The following is a 21822-nucleotide window of genomic DNA, read 5'->3' on the forward strand; positions in this document are numbered from 1 at the left end:
ATGACCGCCCCCATCAAAAAGCCTATCCACCTGCTTTTTGTAATCGGTGTTGCGGGCGCACTTCTATCGTCCAGCGTGCTGGCATCTGCCACTCTTTTGCTCGCCATCACAGGTTTTGTGATCAGCTACAGGAAATCCCTGTACCAAGCGGGGTGGGATAAGCCAAAAGAGTTACGCTTGTTGCATTTTGCCTTCTGGTTTTTTGTACTCGTGAGCGTTTGCTCCTGGGCTGTTGAAGGCTTCAGTTATGAGGGTGGGAAAACGCTAGGCGCTCACGCCCGCTTTATTCTGTTCTGGCCCCTGATTATCGCCCTGAGCTATGGCCGACTGGGCGCGAACACGGTATTCGCCGCGGCTGGGCTCTTGGCTGCATCCATTTTTGCTCTGCTGGGTTCGGCGCTGATCACGAGCCAGGGCTCTATGGCCACGCTTCTGAGCAGCCGATTTGGCGGCGGAATCAACCCGATCAGCTTTGGGAATATCGCGTTGCTGGGCAGCTTTCTCACTCTGACGGGCGGGCTGTTTTTCTATCGCAGCAAGCGACGCCCTCTTGCGCTTCTTTTTATCGTTATGGGTACCGGAGCTGCCGCCATTGCCATGCTGTCGCAAACCCGGAGTAATCTGATTGCACTGCCATTTTTTCTGTTGCTCCTGATGCCACTACTCAGCAGAAATCTGCGCATCGTCAGCATGGTCGCAATTCCTGTTTTGCTGGTGACCGCCATTGCTACCAACGATCGCGTGCCAGGCCAGTTCGACAGGTTTATGCACAGTGACACTCTGGATTCGGGCATTACGATCCGAATGGAAGTTTGGGGACAGGCTTGGCACATGTTTGCAGACAACCCCTGGATCGGTGTCGGTCTCGGAGGCTACACGCGCGAAATCGAGACGGCAGTCGCAAACGGGGAGGCCTCTGCCATGCTGATCGACTGTTGCACCGGCCACGCCCACGGCGATGTACTCAACATTGCCGCTACCAGCGGTATTCTAGGCATTCTCAGCTGGGCGCTGTTGATTTTCATACCTCTGGCGATTTTCGCACGACACCTGTTCAGCACACACACGGCTACGGCACACCTCGCCGTGTCAGGCTCAATGATCAGCGTTGGCTACCTCCTCTTTGGGCTGACCGAAGCGACCTTTAACCGAACGCTGTTCCTGACCTTCTACCTGGTGTCCGTTTCAGGCATTGCCGCTGCACTCTTCAACGAGCTGAGCACCTCTTACGTAAGGCAACGGATGAGAACGGTATCAGCCACAATCATCACGAAAAACGAGGAAGACCACATTGCCGATTGTCTGAAGTCGGCCAGGTTGGTTGCTGACGAAATTATTGTACTTGACAGCGGAAGCACAGACAGAACCGTTGAGATTGCAAAACAGTATGCCGACATCCTTGAGGTCACCGACTGGCCCGGCTTTGGTGTTCAGAAACAGAGAGCGCTGGAAAAAGCCACTGGCGACTGGGTACTGTCACTGGACGCCGATGAGCGCATAACCCCGGAACTTGCCCGGGAAATCAACCACCGGCTTGCCGATCCCGACGCAGATGCTTACAAACTCCCCTGGGCCGTCACAATCTATGGCGCTCGCCTGGATTTCGGCCGCAGTGGCAGGGCACCTTTGAGACTGTTCCGGCGGGAAGGCGTTTGCTTCTCCGACGCACTGGTGCATGAGCGGATCCTGATTCCGGAAGGACGAAAGACCAAAACGCTGCGCGGTCGCCTGACTCACTACACTCACAGAGACTTTGGTCATTCGCTGGAGAAAAGCTCTAAATATGCCTGGCTGGGATCGCTGGAAAAGCACCGGAAGGGCAAGAAAACGCGCACTATGATCTACCCGACACTAAGGGGTTTGATGACCTTTGTGCAGGTTTATTTTATCCGGTTCGGATTTCTTGATGGCGCAGTGGGTTACCTGACGGCGGTCACCTACGCTCAAGTGACGTTTAACAAATACGCGGGCCTGTGGACGTTAAGTCCCCGGCGAAAAAATCACTCATCAGCCGAAGAACGCAAGTAGCGACTGAATGACGCGCTCCTGCTCTTCCTCTAGCATGCCGTACCAGAGAGGCAGACGCACCAAGCGCTCGCTCTCCCTGGTGGTATAGCGTTCCTCGCCGTGGAATCGCCCCACGGTCTCGCCAAACGGCGTGGAGTGCAGCGGCACGTAGTGAAATACAGCCATAACACCGGCTTGTTTTAGGTGATCAATCAGGGCGCTGCGCTCTTCCAGATCCCGGATTTTCAGAAAATACATGTGGGCATTGTGTGCCGTCGCCTCCGGCCGTGCAGGCCCGTCAACAATACCGTTTGCAATCAGGGATTTGAACGCCTGGTGATACCGCTTCCAGATAGCCAGACGATTGTCACGAATCTGCTCGGCCCGGTTTAACTGGCCCCAGAGGTATGCAGCTTGAAGCTCGGAAGGGAGATAGCTGCTACCCACCCCAACCCAGCTGTACTTGTCGACCATGCCGCGGAAAAACTGACTGCGGTTGGTACCCTTTTCCCGAATGATTTCAGCCCGCTTTACAAAGCTTTCATCGTTGATGATGAGCAATCCGCCCTCACCACCGCTGGTGTAGTTTTTCGTTTCATGAAAGCTGAACGTACCCAGGTGCCCGATGGCGCCCAAAGGGCGGCCATGGTATTCGGCCATCATGCCTTGGGCGGCGTCTTCGATCACATAAAGCCCATGACGATTGGCTAGTTCCATAATAACGTCCATGTCGCATCCGACGCCGGCGTAATGCACAGGAACAATGGCCCGGGTTCTTTCGGTAATCGCTTGCTCTATCAGAGTTTCATCAATATTCATGGTGTCCGGACGGACGTCTACGAACACAATGCGCGCGCCACGAAGTACAAACGCATTAGCGGTGCTGACAAAGGTGTAGCTTGGCATGATAATTTCATCGCCGGGCTTCACACCAATCAACAGGGCCGCCATCTCCAAGGCATGGGTACAGGAGGGGGTCAAAAATGCCCGCTCACAGCCCAACTGGCGCTCAAACCACCGCTGACACAGTTCGGTGAACGGACCGTCGCCAGAAAGTTTTCCCTGTTTCAGCGCTTCTTCGATGAAGGGCAGCTCATTTCCCGTCGAAGGAGGACGATTAAATGGGATCACGCGTTTGTTTCCTGTAAAAATCTGTTTTCAAGTTCGTTCAGATCTTTCTTTCTCGCCTTGAGCCACCGGGCCGGACTTCCAACGTATATTCCCCAGGGTTCGGTGCTCTTTGCGACCAGAGTCATAGCCCCTATTGCGCAGCCTTCGGCAACCGTTACACCGGGGAGTATGACCGAGTTTGTTCCGACAATAACCTGCCGCTCCAGCCGAACCGGAGCAAAAATTTCTCGCTTGTATTTCCGTGGAATAAGCGAGTTCACCATGGTCTCCCCGGAATAATCATCTGACTGGGCAAAAATCTTTACACCATAAGCCAAAGTGCAAAAATCTCTAAGCTCCACACCCGGTTGCCCACCGGCAATCAGGCACATGGGTGTCACATGACAATACCTGCCAAGGGAGACTTTGCCTGACAGAATGCAGAAATCATCAACCCGGGAGAAGTCGCCTATGTCCATCAGATCTGCATCATAGATGCTTGCCTTATCACTTATCTTGACGCCCCGCCCCAGACTCCTGAAATTCAGTTCTTCGAGCGCACTTTCAGAAAGATAACCCACTACTCACCCCTTAAAAAGATCATCGAGTTGTGCGATTAAGTTAGGCTTTGAGAAGACTTGCCGCACTCGCTGCATATTACTTTCCCTTGAAACCTCGGGCATCGGAGACAAATCGATCTTTTCAACATCAAACCACTCAATGTCCAGCGAATCCAGCAAGCTGGTAGTTGATATACCACGCCGCAGATATACTTTTTTTCCCATACCGAGAAGCGATATCAGATTGCCGAGTCCTTGCTGGCGATTGTGATTGAAAATGGCAACATCAATCATTGCAAGAAATTCCTGATACTGCGCTAATGGCAAGAAATCAATGAGCGGCACAAATCGGTCGCCAAACAGTTTCTTGCCCTCGCTAATAACTCGGAGGGCATGTTGCTGATTGCCGTAAGAAAGTGGCGCAAGCACGCGAAAATTATTAGCCGGAAGACTCGCCAGTTTTTCAAAAATCTCAAGATGGTTATTACTGGGATCAGAAGAATTGCCCACCTGAACTTCGACAAAATCGGTGGTTCTCTCACCAACGCCCGAATCCGAAAACAGATTGGAGGTATACATCAGGCAGTGATGGGCTTTCCCTTCAGCACCATACCACTCCCTGGCAAGCTCAATATCACCTGGCACGTGGGTGACGAGATGCCCCATATGCCTGATAACAAACCGCCTGGAGAAATCCTTCAGACCTGGTTTCGAGTTCGCATCTCTCTTGCCGTAAAGATCATTACCCCAGATAAACCAGTAGGTCTTCTTTAACAGCCACGGCATCAGAAACAGCATCTTGGTGACCGCACGGGTAAACATCCCATGAAGAATGATTCGATCCGCGCGATGCATCTGAACAATCAATCGAGCTTTTGCAGCTGTTTTCTCGACAAAACCCTTTCCTACGCGATGTACGCTTGGGCGCCCCTCACTGCTGAACTTCTCATGGTCACCAAAAATGACAAATTCATGCAGGGCCGGATCAAAGTTGGCCTGTACCAAATCGATAAACGGTGGAATGAACTTCTCTGCCCGGCAAATGTGCAGAACTCTTTGGTTACTCAAGTGACGCATCACTCTTATCGAAAGTGTCAGATTCGTCGACCAGCTCCCTTATATACGACCCATACCCACTTTTCGCGTAAAACGCTGCAGCGCTGAGCATGCCCGCGTTATCCAGCCAGCCATTGCGCCAGGCAATCTCCTCAAGGCAGGCGATCTTGAATCCCTGACGTTTTTCGATAGTTTCGACAAATTGTGCCGCTTCCAGGAGGGTGCCATGGGTGCCGGTATCGAGCCATGCGAATCCGCGACCAAGGAGCTGGACGCTCAGTGAGCCATCGTCCAGGTACGCATTATTGATCGCGGTTATTTCAAGTTCACCGCGAGCGGACGGTGCTACGTTTTTGGCAAACTCTACAACCCGATTGTCGTAAAAATAAAGACCCGTCACCGCAAAATTGGACTTAGGGTGTTCAGGCTTTTCCTCGAGCGACACAGCCTGCATTTCACTATTGAACTCAATGACCCCGAAATCCTGTGGCGTTTTGACCTGATAGCCGAAAATCGTCGCGCCTCGTTTTCGCTGGAGCTGGCGCACAGTATTTTTCAACATGGGCGTAAAACCCTGCCCGTAAAAAATGTTATCACCAAGCACCAGACAAACATCTGAAGTGCCGATAAACTCCTCTCCAATCAGAAATGCCTGGGCGAGACCGTCGGGGCTTTCTTGGGTTTCATAACTCAATTGAATGCCAAACCTTTTGCCATCCCCCAATAAGCGCTTGAACGCAGGCGCATCATCGGGTGTGGTAATGATCAGGATGTCACTGATACCCGCCAGCATTAACACCGAGAGCGGGTAATAGATCATAGGCTTGTCATAAATAGGCAAAAGCTGTTTGGAAACACCCATGGTGATCGGGAACAGGCGAGAGCCGGTACCACCTGCGAGAATAATACCCTTCATAATTGCTCAACTCTGCTGAGTGTCAGTGTGCGTTATCGGATTTTTCAAGAATTCGATGGCACCAGTCGAGATTATCGAGATACCAGCTCACCGTTTTCCGCATACCGGAATCAAATGTTTCACTGGGGCGCCAGCGCAACTCATGCCGGATTTTTTCGATATTAACAGCATACCGGCGGTCGTGACCCGGTCGATCCGTCACATGGGAGATTAACTCCTTGAAAGTCGACAGCCCGGAAGGTTTGGTTTCAACCAGCTCATCAAGGGACCGACACAAACAATGCACCACTTCAAGATTGGTTTTCTCACTCTGCCCACCGATGTTGTAGGTTTCGCCCAACTCCCCTTCCCTCAACACCGTATAAAGCGCCGTGACGTGATCCTCAACAAAAAGCCAATCGCGGACCTGAAGACCATCGCCATATACCGGCAAAGGCTTACCAGCCAAAGCATTGAGGATCATCAAGGGGATCAACTTTTCCGGAAACTGGAACGGGCCATAGTTATTCGAACAATTGCTGACAACGACCGGCAGGCCATATGTCCTGTACCAGGCACGGACCAAGTGATCAGAGCTGGCTTTGCTGGCTGAGTATGGCGAGCTCGGCGAATACCGGGTGCTTTCTGTAAAAGACTCATCCGTGGCGGTAAGGTCGCCAAAAACTTCATCGGTGCTGATGTGATGAAACCGAAACACCTCTCGCTTGTGTTCAGACAACGCCAACCAGTATTTTCGCGCAACTTCGAGCAGCGTGTAGGTGCCAACGATGTTGGTTTGAATAAATGCGGCAGGGCCATCTATGGACCGGTCAACATGACTCTCTGCCGCCAGATGCATTATCGCATCGGGCTGATGCGCATCAAAAACAGCCTGCAGCGCAGACTGATCACAGATATCAACTTGCTCAAACCTGTATCGATCGCTGCCAGACACTCCACCCAGTGACTCCAGATTACCGGCGTAAGTCAGTAAATCGACATTGACGACCTCGGTATCGGTTTGCGCGATAAGGTACCGGATCATTGCCGAGCCAATAAAACCGGCACCCCCGGTGACCAGAATTTTCATACCACACTCCCATCAGGTTCAAACTCAATGGCATCACTGACTAGTGAGGCGTTTGGGCCAATTCCCTTTGCAACCGCCGCCTTACCTTCAGTTTCCTCAGCAGGTTCCACGGCTTGGGGCGCAAGGTATGCTTTTTTTCCAGCAAAAACTGATCAACCGCATCCAGTACCCGCCCACTCGAGCGCCCATCGAAAAACACGTGAAGGTCGCTGCACAGTTCCTTTTGTGCGGCAAGCAATTGTTCCGGCCGCTGGACGGCTCGCGTCAGGCCATCCTCCAGCTGATCAACGCTCTGAACATCAATAAGGTAAGGGCCAGGCATCTTGGTACGGAAGGTCACCACAGGTCTTTGGAGAAACATGAACTCAAACATGATTGACGAGGTGTCACACAGCATAAGATCTGCTTCTGGCAATAGCGGCACCAGATCCTCATCACTTTCAACGAATTTCAGGTTAGCGCTCTGCATACCCCGGTAGCGTTCGACAACAGATTCTTCCATTTTTGGATGCAGGGTTACGATGAACCGCCACTTGCCACTCTCGGAGAGTGCCTCAATCTCGTCCGCCAGCTGAGGCGCACAGGTAACCGAGCGGCTGAATGTCGAGGCAAAAAATACGGTTGGCGGCTCCCCTTCAGGACGGGCACGTTCACCGCCATTCACATTCCGGAGCAGCGGGTCGAGTTTGGGCCAGCCGGTCTTGGCTACCGCAAAATGGCCTAATTCCTGAGCCAGGGCCTGAAATTTTTCAGTGTCTTTCTCCGCGTGAGTACAATAGAGGTCAAACCAGCCCCGAATTCGGTAATGGTCGCTTTCATCCTCGTTTTTGTGTCCGCGCTTGTTTCTGGCCATGCCATGGAACACTTCTACTTTTATGCCCGGGAAAAAATAAGGTACCCAGTCGCCCGGCACAAAGGTCGCATCCGCTCCGTAAGCCTGAACTTCTTTCACCGTCTTCAGTCTTTTCTCATCCGGCTTCAGTGGGGCGGTTGAACATCCTGCAATAAACCAGGCAACGTCATCGCCACGGCGCCGAATTTCAGCCTGCAATGGCCGCAGTATTGAGTAGGAATATGGCTGATTGACGAAAAACAGATACCTGCGCACTCAGTTCTTACCCATCAATGATTTGTAAAGTTCGCCCGTTTCACGGACGGTTTGCGATGTATGAAAATCTTTCGCAATTCTTGCCTTGGCTGCCCGCCCTAGCTTATCGAGCAACGTTTTGTCACGGTACAAGCGCTCGATCGCCGAAGACAGTGCCACAGAGTTTTCGGGGGGAACTACCAAACCACTCACATCCTCTTCGACCAGCTCGGGCATCCCACCCACACGGGTTACCACAGGTGTCACGCCATAAGCCATTGCTTCAATAACCGCTCTGGGCAGCCCCTCCCGCTCCTTCGAAGGCAGAACGAAAACATCGCTCGCTGCGGCTATGGCCGGCGCATCGTCTCGGTACCCGGTGAAATGAATGCGTTCAGGATGCTTTGACTGAGCAACCTGAGTTTTCAGCTCCTGACTGTCAATTGCATCACCGACTAACAGCAAGTGTGCGCTTAGGTCATCAGGTAAACGATTCATAGCGTCAATTAGATCATCATATCCCTTTCTGGGATTATTTCGCCCCGTACTGCACACGACAAAAGCTCCAGCCGGCACACCAAACTGTTCAAGGTTGGCTGGCGCTGCCTGATACCAAGCAAGATCATGACCCTTGTAGATACGGATGAGCTTTTCATCTGAAATGCGCATCCAGAGAAACTTCAAGCTTGCCAGATAATCCTTGATAGCATCTGCCACGCAGACAATTTTGCTCACTCTCGGGTGCAAAAATGTAATCCAGGACTCCGGGTTCAAAAAACTGATATTGCCGATAATACCCCGGTAAGCCACGATCTTGATGCTGGTGCCTTTCGACGCGCGGAGCGCACATGCCAAAGCTCGCGGATTGTAGGCGTGGATAATGTCGTAGCGTCTGCTTTTCAGTTGTTTGCTGATCGCCTGTATGCCTTCTTTATCAAAACGACTTTTCAACGCCATTTGCTGAACGACCATGTTTTCAGCAACCAGGCGTTGATAATTTCGACCTTTCGGGTTGCACATGACATCAACGCTAAACCCGGCATTTTTAAGGCCGATAAAGAGCTCACTCTCCGGGCGATCGCAAGCGTCCGTAAGGCATAAAATCGCCAGCATTTCTCGCTGTTCAGTCTTATTACTCAAGCAGAGGAACTCCTTCGCATATAATTAAAATAATATTCCGGATCTGTCTCGTTGTTCTGAACACTGACCATCTTAGCCAAATCCAGACGCAATGCAGCTGCAAAAACTCTTGATGCCATGAAAAACACCACATGATAAGTTACGCGACTTCATATCAAGCTTTTCGGCCACTTCACCAACAATCGTGACCTGAGCGCCTGAGTGTCTATCGATAAGAGCCCATATAGCATGAACGATATTGGCCGTCAGCCGCCTGGTTGGCACCCAGATGAGCTGGCTTTTCTCGGCAAGCATCGAGTCTTGCAACATACGGGCGAAATCCCGAGTCTTACCTATATTAAACAGCGGTGGGTTTACAACACCCTGAGAGAAGTTTTTCTGACTGAAAACGGGTACATTCTCAAGCGTTACTCTCATTTTTCCGGGCGCAAGGATTACCGAAAAGTCTGGAAGCGCGAGCATGATGCACTATGCCGACTTGGAGACCTGAATACCCCCGACTCAATGGGTTATATAAACGTAAAGCATAACCGCAACCTGAGCGGCACACTGCATTTACGTACCCTGCTACCCGGTTCAACCGTTAACTGGGCGACTGAAAACAGAGTGGAAAGCCTCGCTGAATTCATGGCAGATATTCATCGACGGCACGTTGTTACTTTGGATCCTCAGCATGAGAACTTCATTGATACACATAACCATCATCACCCCATCGGCTTCATTGACTTCGGTCGGGCGAGAGTTTTCAGTGGCATGAACCTTCCAATGCTCCTTCATATCGGTAAAGATCTCGCAAAACTCAGAATTGACGGCGGGTTGAATCACCGGCAATTCGAAGCATTCAGCCAGCATTATCAGCAATGCATTCAACTCAACTCAACTCACTACAGAATGCCATAGTCAATCTTAGCGTCGGTCACTTCTTGCGCCGTCGAATCAGAACTCACGGCCCACCTGTTCGTTAATGACCGTAGCCTTGGCAAAAGGCAAGCCACACAAGCTCTTTGCTTTCCGGTGTTAAGTTTGTGCAACGCTTACGAACTGAGCGCCATAACCGTGACAGGTTGCGTCTTTTCCAGCTTGCCGGCCCCGGGGAAGCTTTTTGCATCCGGCACTTGTCAAAATCAATTAAAAAAAGCCCGTCATCAGCAACCAGAATATTGTCGCAATTTAGATCTGCGTGATAAAGGCCGGCATCGTGAAACCGACGCAACATTGCACCAACCCGACACCAGAGCGCGGCTTCTTGCAAAGACTCAGATTCCGGTAATGGCACCGCTCCTGGAATTCGTCGAATAATAATAGAAGCGCAGTAAGTCAGGGGGCCATTTCGTTGAACCAACGCTGCCACTGGATCAGGCACAGGCAACCCCATGTCACTGAGCTCTTTCAGCAACCGAAATTCTGCAAAAGACCGGGTTCGCTCATCGCCTGTATAAAAATAGCTACGACCTGAAAGCCTCGAAGCCAGGCCGCCACGACGATATTGACGCAAAACGACAGCGCCCTCCGGCGAGTTTACAAACCAAGCTCCGCCGCGTCCTCCAGTTGCGACGGAGCGCGCTTTGGTCCCCCAAAATCCGGGATCAAACCAATCGCTGGTTATGTCAGCCATCTCAGGCGAAACCAGCATTCGCATGGCTCCGTCAGAAATCAATTTTTCCCGCGAAAATTCCACTCAATCAAAACCTTTTGGTTATTCGATATTTGGAACACACTACATGCGTCTTAAAGCGCACCACCAACTCAGGTACACTGAATCATATCTTTAAGAACTCGCCCAAACCGAACGCACAAAAGCCCGATTCAGGAGCACCCGTCGTCATAAGTGCCTATTCGCGAACAAGTCGGACACCTGGTCATGTGGAAATGAGCGGCTTTATCTGGCTTCAGTCACCGGATAATATCACGCAGAAATGAGACGAATACATTCTATGGGCCATAGCCTATTTACAGATTGTACTTTACCAAGAGAACAAACGTTGATCACTTCCATCTGCATTCTCCGCCTTTCTGCCATTGGAGACGTTACTCACGTCATACCCGTTGTGCTTAGCCTTCAGGAACAGGTTCCCGATATAAGAATCACCTGGGTCATCGGAAAAATCGAAGCAAAGCTGGTGGGCGACTTGCCCGGAGTCGAGTTTATTATCTTTGACAAGAAGGCCGGTCGCCAAGGCTATTCAGACCTCCGAAAACAAATGCGAGGGCGTAAATTTGACGCTTTACTGCATATGCAGGTCGCCTTTCGAGCCAATCTTGCTTCTGCCTGTATTCCTGCAAAGATCCGGGTGGGCTATGACAACGCACGTAGCAAAGACCTCCACAGCCTTTTTATAAATCGCCGAATTGCACCTGTTCAAAAACAGCACGTTCGTGATTGTCTGGCCAGTTTCCTTGAGCCTTTAGGTTTAAAGGCTGCTCCGCCAAAATGGCTGATCCCACTTTCAGCGAGCGACCAGGAATTCGCGGTAACACATCTTGCACCGGATAGTAGAAACCTGATCATCAGCCCTTGCGCAAGTCATGTGCTTCGCAACTGGCCGGCTGACCGCTACGCTCGTCTGGCCGACCATGCGATAAGCCAGCACGGGATGAATGTTATCCTGGTTGGCAGTCCTGCGCCCTTTGAAATAGAATTTTGTAAATCCATATCTGATCAGATGCAGCAACCGGTTACCAATATCTGCGGCAAGGATACCCTCAAACAGCTGACGGCGTTAATGGCGGCAGCTGATCTTGTTGTTGCTCCCGACACCGGCCCGGCACACATTGCCAGCGCCGTGGGCACCGATGTTATTGGTCTTTATGCAGCGAGCAATCCTAACCGGTCCGGCCCCTACAACACATTATCGTGGTGCGTTAATCGCTATGCAGAGGCATTGAAAACGCATACTGGCAAAACCGTTGAAACTGCCCGCTGGGGAGCCAAGGCGGAATTTGTAGGCGCTATGGATCTAATTGGCGTGGATGAAGTCTGCACCAAGCTTGATGAATGGATCGCGCAGCACAATGACTAACGCCCTTCCACTCTCAGCCCTCACGCCCTGGTTCTCTCAAAAAAACCTCGGCGAAAAACTGTTTATTGTTGCTCTCGCAACCTTCATGTTCTGTTACCTCCCTTTGCTGGCAGTGTATCGTAGCGCGGAGAGCGTCATGATCCTGACATTTCTCTGGCTAGCTTTCGTTTCAGGCAGAGAAACCGGGCTGCGCTCTACTATCGTCCGCGATCCATTGTTCTTGACCTGTTTGGCGCTACTCGGCTTTCTTGTACTGGCAAGGCTCTGGTACGCCTTCAGCTTACCCCCGGGCATTGACCCCGAAACCCGCGAAACGCGGTACGTTTTAAAGCCGGTGCTGGTGTTTCTGGTTGCTTTTGGCATGGGCATTATTGCCCGCCCTTATCGCTGGGCGCTTCTGCTGCTGGCCCTGCTCGGCTTGGCTGTATACTTGCCGACAACTATCGGCTCTGGCCAATGGATTAACGCATGGGCGGGAAACCGGGAAGACTTCGGTATCCACAACGCCCAGCACACAGCCATGTTTTTTGGAACGGCTCTTATCGGCATCGTGTGCTTCATGCACCGAGCCATCAAGGCGAGCTCGCGCCGCTGGCGCCTGGTGATGATATTTCTCATGATCCTTTCGCTTGCCGTAGCTGTCTTTGGATTAATCGCTACTCAGACCCGTGCTGCCTGGCTTGGGATTACGATAGCAACCGCAATTGGCCTGATAACGGCTGTTTGTCTCATATGGAGAAAGCAAGACAAGTCATTTGGCAAGGGGCACAAAAAAGCTGTTTTTGGCTTGGCCCTGCTGCTCCTGTTCGGTTTTGTACTTGCTGGACTGAATGCGCCAGAAAGAGTCAAAGCCCCACTTACCAACAGTCAGTCTGGTAGCGGAGGACTCCTCACGATAGAGGGGTATTCCAGCCTACCGGAGCAAAACTCCGACCCGCGCACCAGTCACGGCGTTCGGCTAGTTTCCTGGCGGGTCGCATTCGAGTGGCTGAAAGAACGCCCGTTGATGGGATGGGGGCCTGGCAGCACCAAAGACCTGATCAACCAATCCGAGTTTTTCTCTGACCAATTCAAGAAAAACTTTGGTCATCTGCACAACTCATTTATTGAATCCCTGGTTGCCAACGGGCTGATTGGCTCAGCTATTCTGTTAGCCATGACCGCCTGGATTGGATACGCTGCACTTGCGGCCTATCGAAATGGTAGAATGCCCGCTGATGTTTTCGTATTTGCACTCAGCTTCTTTGGTTTCTGGACTGCAATAAATCTTTTTGAGTCATACACCCTGTATACCACGGGGCATTATATCAATGCTGTTGTTGTGGGGTTCATCTACTCTTTTTATCTTCAACCGCAGGACAAGGACCCGAGCCCATGACTACCAGGATTCACGTCGCGGCTTGTTGTGATGAAAACTACGTCCCCTACGCTGCCGTCATGATGCTGTCGGCGCTGGCCTCAACGCCTGGAACACCGATTACATTTCACCTGATAAATTGCAGCATTTCTTCCGATAGCATTCGCAAGCTGCAAGACCTCATCAGCAAACAAAATAGCCAACTCGAAGTTCACCAGCCTGATGATGCACTGTACCGAGGCCTGCCCACACTGAGATACGGGGAGGCTGTTTACCAACGCATCAATTTACCCGAATACATTCCTTCGGATATCGGGCGGATCATCTACATAGATTGCGACACACTGGTTCTCGGCAACCTGGAGAAGTTGTGGCAAGTAGACCTTGAGGGCAACCTCGTTGGCGCAGTCGAAAACCTGTCACCAAGAGCCTGCAAGGACATCGGTTTACCACGCACTGAATACTTCAACTCAGGCGTGCTGTTAATTGACCTTGAGGGTTGGAGGCGAGAGAAAGTCCACAACCAGGTTACCGATTACGCACGGGAACATGCACACAACCTGCAGTACGTTGATCAATGCAGCCTGAATGCAGTTCTGAGGGGCCGCTGGCTACGACTGCTGCCGGAATGGAATCAGCAGTCCGATATTTACAAAGTCGTCAAAAAGTATCATGAGGGCAGCTCCTACACGCAGAAAAGCATGGAAAAAGCGATTCTGAGCCCGGAAATTGTGCACTTTACCGGTAAGAAAAAACCCTGGACGATCTATTGCTTTCACCCTTTCAAAACGCAGCACAAGGCGTTTGTTAGGCGTACACCTTGGGCGGACCTTCCTCCACCCGATGCCTCATTGAAGGTCTACCTCAGGTACTTTTTTGCATTGAGACAGCGCTGGAAAGCCTACAGACGGCAGTCCGCTATTAAAAATTTCCAACAGAGTAACGCCAACCATGAGTGATGATCAGCGCCGGAGCCTGCCCGCCGATGCAGTCGGTATTGTTGCAAGCTCTGATGACAATTACGCCCCTCACCTGACCGTTCTGTTTCACTCGTTACTGGCAAATTGCTCGGCGCCGGAGCGTGTCTCGCTGTTTTGCCTGGATGGCGGAATATCCGGCGAAAACAAAGCCAGGATGAGCCGGGAGGTCCAGAAACTGGGTGCCACAGGTGTCGACTTTGTTACGTTCAACAGTGATCGGTACGACAACCTGCCGACAATCAAACACATAACGTCATCGGCTTATTACCGGATTTCCATTCCTGAAATATTCGATGACTCTGTGCACAAGGTTCTCTACCTGGACTGCGATATGATCGTCAAAGGCGACATCATCGAATTGTGGGAAACCGACATATCTGACTTCCACGTTGGCGCAGTCGAAAACCTCTCAGGTCACACCTACAAAAAGCTCGGAATCCCACAGAACGAGTACTTCAATTCCGGCATGCTGTTGATCAATCTTGATCTATGGCGGCGCGATGGAATACCGGAAAAAGTGTTTGAATTCAAAAAAGAGAACCCTGACAGAATCAGTACCAATGACCAGTGCGCACTGAACGGCGTACTGCATGACAAATGGAAACATCTGCACCTGAAGTGGAATCATCAAACCGGTTTGTATCGGCCTGGTGAGCAAACGGCGGCCTTTCCACAAAGCGAGATCGCTGAAGCCACGCTATCCCCTGGAATCATCCACTACATCGGCTGGGATAAGCCGTGGCGGAAGGTGCGATTCCACCCACTGGCCGGCGAGTACGATCGCTTTGCCGATAAGTTAGACGAGTCTCCAAGATCACGACCCGGCTTTGGCGATTACCTTAAGTCTTATGCGTCTGTATCCCGACTGAAGAAACTGAGGCGGCAATTGAAGTGGCAGGCCTGGTACAAAGAAAAAGGTTATGACCTCTACCACGAATATCGAGTAGGGTGAGGCGTTGCCGCCTCAGCCCTCTCACAGAACCGTACATACGGACCACGTATACGGCTCATGTAAACGCCTATCCTACAAGACCGGGACACAGAGCCCCATTCGTTGTCGGGTCAAGTCGACCAGACCCAGTTCATCATGCAACCAACGGTTGGGCATCGCGTAGCTGGCCAGTGGACTTTGCGCATTGTGCCAGCTTTTCATCCGGATCGATCTGAACGGCGGTTGGTAGCCCAACTGTCTTAATCGCCGGTGCAGGCGGGTTGGCTTTTTCCACTGTTTTAGCTGAAGACAGCGCAGGCGCCGCCTTAACCAGCCCATCAGCTGCTTGATCACCCGTGTACCGTTTGCCACCCGGAAGTAGTTCATAAACCCACGCAGTATCGGGTTAAGCCGTCGGATCACGTCCGATAGGTTTTCCCCCGTGTTGCGGCGGGTTATCTCCTTGAGCTTGGCTTTCAGCCCCCGCAATTTCGGCTCCTGTATGCGCGTGAAGCGCGTATGGATGACCACACCCAGGAACGCGACACCCTCACGGCTGTGTGCCAGATGGGTCTTATTGCGGTTGACTGTCAGTTTCAGCTCATCTTCCAGGTACGCGCTGGCCACGGTCAGCGCATTGTAAGCCGCAGGCTTTGATCCACACAGGATCAGGATGTCGTCTGCATAGCGGACGATCCGGTGCCCCCGGCGTTTCATGTGCTGATCGAAGGCGTCCAGATAGACGTTGGCGATCAGCGGACTGATCACCCCGCCCTGAGGACTGCCTTGTGGGGTGGCCTCATACTGGTGGCCGACCATTACGCCACTGCTCAGGAACTGCCGGAGCAGCCCCAGGACACTGCCATCCGTTACCTTACGCCGGAACCGACGAATGATGAGATCGTGGTCCAGTGTGTCAAAGCACTTGGACAGATCCATATCCACCACCCATTGGCGGTGGTAGCGACGAATGAACAGTTGGGCTTTGGCAGTGGCGTGGTGGGCACTTCGACCCGGTCGGTAGCCGTAGCTCGACGGGTGGAAATCCCCATCGAAGATCGGTTCCAGTATCGCGCGCACGGCTTGTTGCACGACTCGGTCCCGAACCGTCGGAATCCCCAGTAACCGTTCGCCGCCATCCGCTTTGGGGATGGTGACACGGCGTACGGGTTGCGCCTGATAGCGCTTCTCCTTCAGCTCGGTGAGCAGGCACGACAGCTCCGCCTTCAAATTGGCTTCAAACGCACTCAGGTTCTGCCCATCGATTCCGGCCGCACCTTTGTTGCGTTTCACCTGCCTGAAGGCATCATACAAGGCTTGCTTCGAGAGCAAGCGACTGTAAAGGCTGTAGTAGGTCCTCATACCTGCCGCTCTGTGTGGGCGCATCGCCAAGAGGCACTGGTCAGGGCTGGGGTCTTCAGACCGTGTTCGACGGGGTGCTAGCGCTTTGGCAATCTACCGCCCAACACGGACTTACTCCCGGATACAGACCAGAGTGTGACCTGACCGTCCCCGGCAGGCACTGGCTCTGCGCCCCCACCTCGTCAGGTGGCTTGTGTATCAACCCATTCCAACGCACTCAGGGTCAACAACCCTTGTTGCGTTTACTTCCGCCCTTCGCTAACCGCGTCGGCTTGCGCCTCGGCGGCTACCCTGAAACCTCCGCTCAGAGTCGTTCCGGTTTTCTCCTCCACGCTGTTACCAGGCTTCTCAGGCCGGAACTTCAACACTACTACGGCGTCATCTGCCACCTCGCCCCCACATGGACCTTGGCTTTCACCTTGGCGCCATGCGCCCTGACATCAGGGTGCGGGGTCAGGCTTCCCCGGTTACTGCACCAGCTCCCTGCAAGATAGGCCATCCTCAAACACGTCCTGCTGCTGACCGAGTATCGGGCTTCGCGCTATTTTGCACGCTCACCGCCAGCAGACCGCCGAATCAGGTTCGCTCTCGCTACGTCCATCTTGCTTCCTATGGCTTCCTTCAGACCCCGCCGTTGGCCAGCAGCGCCCTTGCCAGTCGGATTGTCTTCCCCTCGGTCGGGGTGACGCCACCTTCTCTCAGGTGGCCGGGTTTGCCGGCTTCGCCGGGCAAACAAAAAAGGCGCCCAATGGGCGCCTTTCTCGTCTTGGCCAACTTACGTTCTGGCGGTGTAGTCCTGGTAAGATTTTTCTTCTACAAATCGCGAACCCAGTGCCAGGTTGATGTCTTTCTTCAACGCCGCTCGCTTATCATTGGTGACATATACCGCGCGAGCCAACTCAATAAACTTGGGGCCGAAATCCTGCGCGGCCTCTTCGTCCCGAATATCGTCCTCGATAACCCAAAGCTCTTCATTCACAGCCTTCAGCTGTTTACGCAGATCTGCAATTACGCTTTGATCTTTTACCGCCTCGTTCCAGGTCGCGCTTAGTTCGTCCAGCTCAAGCCGGACATTTCGCACCTTGGCCTCATCCTTGATACGTTCGGATTTAATTTCAAGAATGGTGATCTTATCGAGGACTTCGCCGAAAGAAACCGGAACTTTAATGACGTCTGCCATTGTCTGTACCTGTCAATTTGATGAATTTAAACACAAAGAAGCCGCCCAATTGCTGGGTAGCAGAGGACGGCTGTAAAATCTTTATTCTCAGTTTTTAACCAACGTGAGCCAGTCACTATGCTGGGGCAGCTTTCCTTGCACCGCATCAAAATACATAGCCTGCAGTTTCTCGGTAACCGGTCCACGCTTACCTGCACCTATAGCACGGCCATCCAGTTCACGAATTGGCAGTACTTCTGCCGCGGTGCCGGTAAAGAAAGCCTCATCGGCAACATAGACTTCGTCGCGAGTAATACGGCGTTCTTTCACGGGGATGTTCAACTCGGCGGCAAAATCCAGAATGGTCTGGCGGGTAATGCCTTCCAGGCAAGAAGTCAGCTCTGGCGTGTGCAGAACACCATTGCGCATGATGAAAATGTTCTCACCTGAGCCTTCAGCTACATAGCCCTCGTTATCCAGCAACAAGGCTTCTTCACAACCGCTGGCAATGGCTTCGTTCAGGGCCAGCATGGAGTTGATGTAGTTGCCGTTTGCCTTGGCCTTACACATGGTGATGTTGACGTGGTGACGGGTATAAGACGAGGTGCGAACCTTAATGCCCATTTCTTTGGCTTCCGGCGACATGTACGAAGGCCAGCTCCAGGCGGCAACCATAACGTGGACCTTCAGGTTATCTGCGCGCAGACCCATTCCTTCTGAGCCCAGAAAGGCCATCGGGCGCAAGTATGCTTCGTCCAGGTTATTCTCGCGGACGGCCGCGCACTGAGCATCGTTAAGCTCTTCTTTGCTGAACGGCATTTTCATGTTCAGAATGTGGGCAGACCGGAACAGGCGATCGGTATGATCCTTCAAGCGAAAAATAGCCGGGCCATTCGCAGTGTTGTAGGCACGCACTCCTTCAAAACAGCCCATGCCGTAATGCAGGGTGTGGGTCAGGACGTGAGTTTTAGCTTCCCGCCAGGGAACCATTTCACCATCCAGCCAAATAACGCCATCGCGATCAGCCATCGACATGCTTCGTTGCTCCTAAAAAAGCGGTTTTGGGGAAGCTAGCATTCTAGCAGGAAATTTTGACGGAACGACACCCGAGCCACTATCTGACCATGATTTTCTGCCAGGCAGACCGGATGTAACGCCGTTCTTCCAAAAATGCATCCCCCGCCACCTGGCTGTTGAGATTTTGCAGCGCCCGCCGGTGAATGCATGAGCGCAACGCAATGTAAGCTTTTCGCAGCTGCTCAGATTCTTCCACCGGCAACACGCCAGCTCTGCCCAGCTCTTCCATTTGCCGGATATTATCAGACCACCCGGTTAATTCCGGGTGCGACTCACTCCACGCCAACATCAGGTACTGCACCATAAACTCCATATCCACAATGCCACCGGCATCATGTTTAATATGGAAGGTTTCCTCCCGGCGGCTTTCCGGCGTGCCCAGATTGACTCTCATCTTTTCACGCATATCTACCACTTCCTGGCACAGCGTGTTCTTATCACGATTCTGACAAAGCGTGTCGTGCCGAACAGCCTCAAAAGCAGCAAGCGTTTTGGAGCTCCCGGCAACACCTCTAGCCCGGGCAAGCGCCTGATGCTCCCAGGTCCAGGCGTCGCTGCGCTGGTACTTTTCAAAAGCCTGCAGAGTGCTCACCAGCAACCCGGAATTGCCGGAGGGCCGCAATCGCATGTCCACTTCATACAGCTGACCAGAAGGGGTTTGTGCATTGAGTATATGGACAATTCGCTGCCCTAAACGGGTATAGAAAACGGCGTTATCAATAGACTTTTCACCATCGGTTGCCAACTCTGTATCTGCATTATGAACAAACACCAAATCCAAATCCGACGTGTAGCCAAGCTCAATACCGCCGAGCTTGCCATAACCCACAACCGCAAAATCCGTTTCGTTGGTTGCGCCACCAGCGCGACCCGGATAACCATGGCGAGCAACCAAATTGGAAAACGCCACGTCGACCACGTGATCCAGGACAACCTCAGCAATCCATGTCAGATAATCACTCACTTTCATCAGCGGCAAAGTGCCCTTCAGCTCGGATGCGGCAACCCGGAGCGTATGAGCTTTTTTGAAATGTCGCAGCGATTCCATCTGATTTTCTAAATCATCGTAGGAAATTCGCAACATTTGCTGGCGTAAATCATCCTGTAACTCGTCTCTTGCTGGTGGATGATAAAGGCTCTCAGCATTTAACAATTCATCCAGCAGCAGCGGCGTTTCTGCGAGTTGTCGTGCAATCCATGGGCTTTCACTACACAGGTTGACCAACTGGGTGCGCGCCCCTGGGTTCTCCAAAAGCAACACCATATATGCGGTTCGGCGCAAAATAGCTTCAACCAGCAGGAGCACGCGGGATAAGGTTTCTGACGGGTTGTCCACCTCGGCCAGCGCCTCCAGCAACACTGGCATAAACTGATTCAGCCGTTTACGCCCCTGGGTCTGCATGGTCTGAATCGTGCGACTGTCACGCAGACTGCTGAGCAATTTTAAGCTGCCGACCGGATCTTCGTAACCGTGCTCCTCAAGCCATTTGGTGTCTGAATCCTCATCAACTTCCGCCAGCCATAGCTCAAACCAGCCTTCATCAAGGGCAGACTGCGCGCCCTCCTCTCCCTCTTCTGTGGCAATAATGTTGGCAAAGTGGGTGGCAACGTTTTCCCGGTGTTGCGCCAGCATTTTCTGGCAGCCGTGCCAATCTTTAAAGCCCATGATCAATGCGACCCGCGCGCTCGTAAGCTCGTCTTCTGGCAATAGCTGGGTCTGTTTGTCTTCCATGCCCTGCAGTGCATGCTCCAGGTTACGGAGAAAAACATAAGCCTCGCGGAGCTCATTAACCACCGGCGAGGGCAGGAGCTCAAGCGCCTCAAGCTCATTCAAAATCACCAACAGTTCACGCTGCTGCAATTCTCTGTCGCGACCACCGCGAATAAGCTGAAACGCCTGAACCACAAACTCGATTTCCCGGATACCTCCGCTGCCAAGCTTGATATTGTTCTCCAGCCCCTGCCTGCGAACCTCGCGGCTAATCATCGCCTTCATGCTGCGCAAAGATTCAAATGCACTGAAATCTATGTACCTGCGATACACAAACGGCCGAAGGCTCTCCATGAGAACCTGGCCGGCTTCGGGGTCGCCGGCCACTATCCGGGACTTCACCATGGCATAGCGTTCCCAGTCTCGACCCTGGTCCTGATAATAGGTCTCCAGCGCTGCGAAACTCAACGCAAGCGCCCCACTCTGCCCGTAGGGGCGCAAGCGCATATCCACACGAAACACAAACCCGTCGGCAGTGATCTGATCCAGCGCTTGAATCAGTCGCTGGCCCAGCCGAATGAAAAATTGCTGATTATCAAGGGAACGCCGACCACCCCGAGTCTCACCTTTCCCAGGAAAAGCAAAAATCAGATCAATATCAGAAGATACGTTAAGTTCGCGCCCACCCAATTTCCCCATACCTATAACGATCAGCGATTGCGGCGCCTCTGCACCCGATACCGGGTCGATACCCCACGGCGTGCCATACTGCTCGCAGGCCGCCTGGTGCAGCCAGCCGAGCGCGGCCTGTATACACACTTCTGCAAATGCACTGGTGGCAGCTATGGTCTCGGCGAGATCTGCCCACCGCATCAAATCCCGCCAGATAATGCGGAACTGCATTTCCCTACGAAAACGTCGTAACTCTGTGTGTAAGCCAGGCTCGTCGGTCACATCCACAAGATACTCGCGCCAACGTTCATGAAGGTAATCCGAGGTGGTTGGGTGGCTCAGCGCTCTGGACGTCAACAAGGCATGCACCTGCTCCGGATGCCGCTCAAGGGTCTGACGCAAAAATGGGCTCCGGGCCATAGCTTGCGCAACCACTTCCGCCGAAACCTGGGCGTCGTTCAGCAACCAGCCAGGCAAGCCCTCTGGGAAAACCGACGCCCAATTACCAGCAACTTCGTCTGCCAGCGTTAGTGGAAGGCAACTCCATGGCTCGGACATAATGCAAACCCCTGTTTCTCTGTTATATTCCCGTTACTGTATAACGAACT

18 protein-coding genes are annotated in these 21822 nt (G+C 52.5%); 6 read left to right on the forward strand and 12 right to left on the reverse strand.

Features of this window, described 5'->3' with window-relative positions; translation table 11 throughout:
• Positions 1–2028: a glycosyltransferase gene (locus tag ACTH3S_RS00180; RefSeq protein ID WP_441807000.1), complete on the forward strand. Its 2028-nt coding sequence runs from the start codon at positions 1–3 to the stop codon at positions 2026–2028.
• Here ACTH3S_RS00180 and rffA read toward each other — a convergent pair.
• Genes rffA through ACTH3S_RS00215 form a run of 7 tightly spaced genes read right to left on the reverse strand, consistent with a single transcriptional unit; the run spans position 2008 to position 8945 of the window.
• Complete coding sequence (rffA, locus tag ACTH3S_RS00185; RefSeq protein WP_441807001.1) at positions 2008–3138, reverse strand: dTDP-4-amino-4,6-dideoxygalactose transaminase; 1131 nt, start codon at positions 3136–3138, stop codon at positions 2008–2010. The two genes, ACTH3S_RS00180 and rffA, sit on opposite strands and share 21 nt — an antisense overlap.
• Positions 3135–3698 carry an acyltransferase gene (locus tag ACTH3S_RS00190; RefSeq protein ID WP_441807002.1) on the reverse strand — a complete coding sequence of 188 codons (564 nt, stop codon included), beginning with the start codon at positions 3696–3698 and terminating at the stop codon, positions 3135–3137. The genes rffA and ACTH3S_RS00190 overlap by 4 nt, the downstream gene beginning before the upstream one ends.
• Positions 3699–3701: 3 nt before the next feature.
• The gene (locus tag ACTH3S_RS00195; protein ID WP_441807003.1) at positions 3702–4745 is read right to left on the reverse strand and encodes a TDP-N-acetylfucosamine:lipid II N-acetylfucosaminyltransferase; all 1044 of its coding nucleotides are present in this window, start codon (positions 4743–4745) and stop codon (positions 3702–3704) included.
• Positions 4738–5649 carry a glucose-1-phosphate thymidylyltransferase RfbA gene (gene rfbA, locus ACTH3S_RS00200; protein ID WP_441807004.1) on the reverse strand — a complete coding sequence of 304 codons (912 nt, stop codon included), beginning with the start codon at positions 5647–5649 and terminating at the stop codon, positions 4738–4740. The genes ACTH3S_RS00195 and rfbA overlap by 8 nt, the downstream gene beginning before the upstream one ends.
• Before the next feature lie 22 nt (positions 5650–5671).
• On the reverse strand, positions 5672–6718 hold the full coding sequence (rfbB, locus tag ACTH3S_RS00205) for a dTDP-glucose 4,6-dehydratase (RefSeq protein WP_441807005.1): 1047 nt from the start codon (positions 6716–6718) through the stop codon (positions 5672–5674).
• 40 nt (positions 6719–6758) lie between these two features.
• Positions 6759–7826, reverse strand: a complete 1068-nt coding sequence (locus ACTH3S_RS00210) for a CDP-glycerol glycerophosphotransferase family protein (RefSeq protein WP_441807006.1) — start codon at positions 7824–7826, stop codon at positions 6759–6761.
• A complete protein-coding gene (locus tag ACTH3S_RS00215) occupies positions 7827–8945 on the reverse strand; it encodes a glycosyltransferase family 4 protein (protein ID WP_441807007.1) in 1119 nt (372 codons plus the stop codon).
• A gap of 228 nt (positions 8946–9173) precedes the next feature.
• Between ACTH3S_RS00215 and ACTH3S_RS00220 the strand changes: the two genes are divergently transcribed.
• A complete protein-coding gene (locus tag ACTH3S_RS00220) occupies positions 9174–9845 on the forward strand; it encodes a hypothetical protein (RefSeq protein WP_441807008.1) in 672 nt (223 codons plus the stop codon).
• 61 nt (positions 9846–9906) lie between these two features.
• On the opposite strand, the gene ACTH3S_RS00225 is transcribed toward ACTH3S_RS00220, so the two are convergent.
• Complete coding sequence (locus ACTH3S_RS00225) at positions 9907–10578, reverse strand: 3-deoxy-D-manno-octulosonic acid kinase (RefSeq protein ID WP_441807009.1); 672 nt, start codon at positions 10576–10578, stop codon at positions 9907–9909.
• 352 nt (positions 10579–10930) lie between these two features.
• Here ACTH3S_RS00225 and ACTH3S_RS00230 point away from each other — a divergent pair, with 352 nt between their 5' ends.
• The 4 genes from ACTH3S_RS00230 to ACTH3S_RS00245 are packed head-to-tail and all read left to right on the forward strand — an operon-like array spanning position 10931 to position 15254.
• Entirely contained in the window at positions 10931–11965 is a 1035-nt protein-coding gene (locus ACTH3S_RS00230) for a glycosyltransferase family 9 protein (RefSeq protein WP_441807059.1), read from the forward strand.
• A complete protein-coding gene (locus ACTH3S_RS00235) occupies positions 11958–13343 on the forward strand; it encodes an O-antigen ligase family protein (RefSeq protein ID WP_441807010.1) in 1386 nt (461 codons plus the stop codon). Before ACTH3S_RS00230 ends, ACTH3S_RS00235 begins: the two co-directional genes overlap by 8 nt.
• Positions 13340–14281 carry a glycosyltransferase family 8 protein gene (locus ACTH3S_RS00240; protein ID WP_441807011.1) on the forward strand — a complete coding sequence of 314 codons (942 nt, stop codon included), beginning with the start codon at positions 13340–13342 and terminating at the stop codon, positions 14279–14281. The genes ACTH3S_RS00235 and ACTH3S_RS00240 overlap by 4 nt, the downstream gene beginning before the upstream one ends.
• On the forward strand, positions 14274–15254 hold the full coding sequence (locus tag ACTH3S_RS00245; protein WP_441807012.1) for a glycosyltransferase family 8 protein: 981 nt from the start codon (positions 14274–14276) through the stop codon (positions 15252–15254). The genes ACTH3S_RS00240 and ACTH3S_RS00245 overlap by 8 nt, the downstream gene beginning before the upstream one ends.
• Before the next feature lie 72 nt (positions 15255–15326).
• On the opposite strand, the gene ltrA is transcribed toward ACTH3S_RS00245, so the two are convergent.
• The 4 genes from ltrA to glnE form a co-directional block, all read right to left on the reverse strand.
• On the reverse strand, positions 15327–16595 hold the full coding sequence (ltrA, locus tag ACTH3S_RS00250) for a group II intron reverse transcriptase/maturase (RefSeq protein WP_441807013.1): 1269 nt from the start codon (positions 16593–16595) through the stop codon (positions 15327–15329).
• 775 nt (positions 16596–17370) lie between these two features.
• Positions 17371–17775: a DUF6165 family protein gene (locus ACTH3S_RS00255; protein ID WP_441807014.1), complete on the reverse strand. Its 405-nt coding sequence runs from the start codon at positions 17773–17775 to the stop codon at positions 17371–17373.
• An 87-nt stretch (positions 17776–17862) separates the two neighbouring features.
• Positions 17863–18789, reverse strand: a complete 927-nt coding sequence (locus ACTH3S_RS00260) for a branched-chain amino acid transaminase (RefSeq protein ID WP_441807015.1) — start codon at positions 18787–18789, stop codon at positions 17863–17865.
• Between the two features lie 79 nt (positions 18790–18868).
• Entirely contained in the window at positions 18869–21772 is a 2904-nt protein-coding gene (gene glnE, locus ACTH3S_RS00265; protein ID WP_441807016.1) for a bifunctional [glutamate--ammonia ligase]-adenylyl-L-tyrosine phosphorylase/[glutamate--ammonia-ligase] adenylyltransferase, read from the reverse strand.
• Between the last annotated feature and the right edge of the window lie 50 nt (positions 21773–21822).

The organism is Marinobacter sp., assembly GCF_052094685.1.
Classification (GTDB): domain Bacteria; phylum Pseudomonadota; class Gammaproteobacteria; order Pseudomonadales; family Oleiphilaceae; genus Marinobacter.